Origin of the sequence: Paenibacillus sp. AR247 (assembly GCF_002968895.1) — a bacterium.
GTDB classification, from domain to species: domain Bacteria; phylum Bacillota; class Bacilli; order Paenibacillales; family Paenibacillaceae; genus Paenibacillus_AQ; species Paenibacillus_AQ favisporus.
The window spans coordinates 7,676-9,529 of the sequence record NZ_PCZT01000012.1 but is presented as its reverse complement, the minus strand read 5'-3'; the positions used below and the strand labels follow the sequence as shown (position 1 = coordinate 9,529).

The 1,854-nt window shown below is 59.0% G+C and carries 4 protein-coding genes; all 4 read right to left on the bottom strand.

The annotated features are described in order from the left end of the window. Positions 1-506 (bottom strand): AAA family ATPase (locus CPT76_RS21350; protein ID WP_146116395.1); only part of this gene is annotated, 506 nt, incomplete at its 3' end. Positions 507-628: 122 nt separating this feature from the next. Next, on the bottom strand, positions 629-1,192 hold the full coding sequence (locus tag CPT76_RS21345) for a GNAT family N-acetyltransferase (protein ID WP_105444402.1): 564 nt from the start codon (positions 1,190-1,192) through the stop codon (positions 629-631). 141 nt (positions 1,193-1,333) lie between these two features. Further along, positions 1,334-1,657, bottom strand: coding sequence for a DUF6092 family protein (locus CPT76_RS21340; protein ID WP_234489320.1), 324 nt, complete (start codon positions 1,655-1,657; stop codon positions 1,334-1,336). Further along, a partial coding sequence (locus CPT76_RS21335; RefSeq protein ID WP_181152985.1) for a nitroreductase family protein occupies positions 1,638-1,854 on the bottom strand: 217 nt, incomplete at its 5' end. The genes CPT76_RS21335 and CPT76_RS21340, both read right to left, overlap by 20 nt.

Below are 1,854 nucleotides of genomic sequence, written 5' to 3'. Positions count from 1 at the left end.
TTCGTAAGCGGATGGAGCTGGAACAGCGTCGAGCGGCTCATCAAGGCGCCGTTCACATAATGGAACGGGTTCTCGGTCGTAGCTCCGATAAAAATAATAGTCCCCTTCTCCACCGCAGGCAGCAGCGCGTCCTGGCGCGAGCTGTTAAAACGGTGCACCTCGTCCAGAAAGAGGATCGTTTTCGTTCCGTACATCGATTTATTGGTCTGGGCCTGGTCGATCACCTCGCGGACATCCTTGACGGAAGCGTCTACCGCGTTCAGCCGGACGAAGTCCGCCTGCGTATGCTGCGAAATAATATGGGCGAGCGTCGTCTTACCGCATCCCGGAGGCCCGTACAGGAGGATGGAGGATACCTGGTCGGCTTCGATCGCCCGGCGGAGCAGCTTGCCCGGACCTACGATATGCTCCTGCCCGATATATTCATCCAGCGTGGTCGGCCGCATCCGGTCGGCCAAGAGCCGTGCGCCGGGATTCGCGTCCTGCTGGAAAGAAAATAAGTCCATTCGATTCACGTCCTTGAAAGTCTAAAATGCTTGTCCCTGCGGACCAAAGCTGTTCTTCTATCATACCATACCCGGCCGGGAGAGTTCATTCCCTTCTGTTTCCGGGCGAACAGGCGGTGCGCTCATGACTTGCTCGGACGGCGGTAGGCCTTTTCGTGAAAGCGCAGGATCGACTGAAACAGCTCCTCGCCGCCGTCATGCGATTCGACGGGATGCTCGGGATCAAGGCTGAGGTACATCGCCCGGTACGTTTCAGGTACCCAAATGTACGAATGCACGTACGCTGTCGGCGTAAAACCGGCCTTTTTCCAAAAGGCGATTCTGCCGGCGTTTTCTTCCGACGGATCGGCTTCCGCTTCAATCACGATACCTCTATAACCCCTGCTGCCGGCCCATTCACGCAAATCCCGGAGGCAGGCAAGTCCGACACCTGATCCCCTGGAACTTCCCCGTACCGCAATATAATCGATGACCAGCAGGTTTTCCTTGGCATCCGTCCCCGTCAGGGCCATGGCCGCTGCGGCTTGGCCTTCGCTCCAGACGTGCAGTGCACACAGTCCCCTTTCAAACATGCGCATGATGATCGCTTTCGTTTTCCGCCCATGCTCCGGAAAAGCCTCCTCATAAACCGGCTCCGCCTGCTGCCACATCGCTTCGTCCCAATGTTCCGTCACCTGATGCTGCATCGTTCGTTGTTCTCCTTCTTTGTAGAAAATGGATGGTCATGCCTTTATTATAATGGCCCGCATGACGAAAAACACCGCAGAGCCGGCCAGCCGGACTGCGGTGTAATAATAACAACGGCTCTCGTTCGTTGCGGCGAGCTGCTAAGCTTTGGGCTTCCCCTCCAGCGTCGCTTGGACCAGCACGGCGATCGCCCGGTCCAAGGCTTCGGCAAAGCCATCAGGGTCCGTCATCGCCACCGGCCGGGATTCGCGGACAGCAGCCATGGCTTGCTCCACCGTCTCGTCCCGGAACCCGGCGGATTGCAGCAGCTCCAGCCCCTTCTCCAGCGTATCTGCGAGCCGCATCGGCCCGTAGGACTGGGGCTCGCGGTAGAGGGCGCGGGCGCTGGTCAGCACATAGGCCGCAAAATCCAGCATTCGCTCCCGCATATCCCCTGCACCCAGGCTAGTTTCCGTAGCGTTCAAATGAAATCATCTCCTTCGGCGGCTTGGACGTTTTCGGACGCGGCGGCTTGTCGGCGTAGCCGAGGCTGATCAGCAGCTCGGGCTTCACTTCCTCCGGCAAACCGGTGATGGCCGCAATGGACGGTGCGTGGAACGACCGGACCGGACAGCTGGACGCGCCGAGCGATTGAGCAGTGAGCATGATCGCTGAAGCGGCG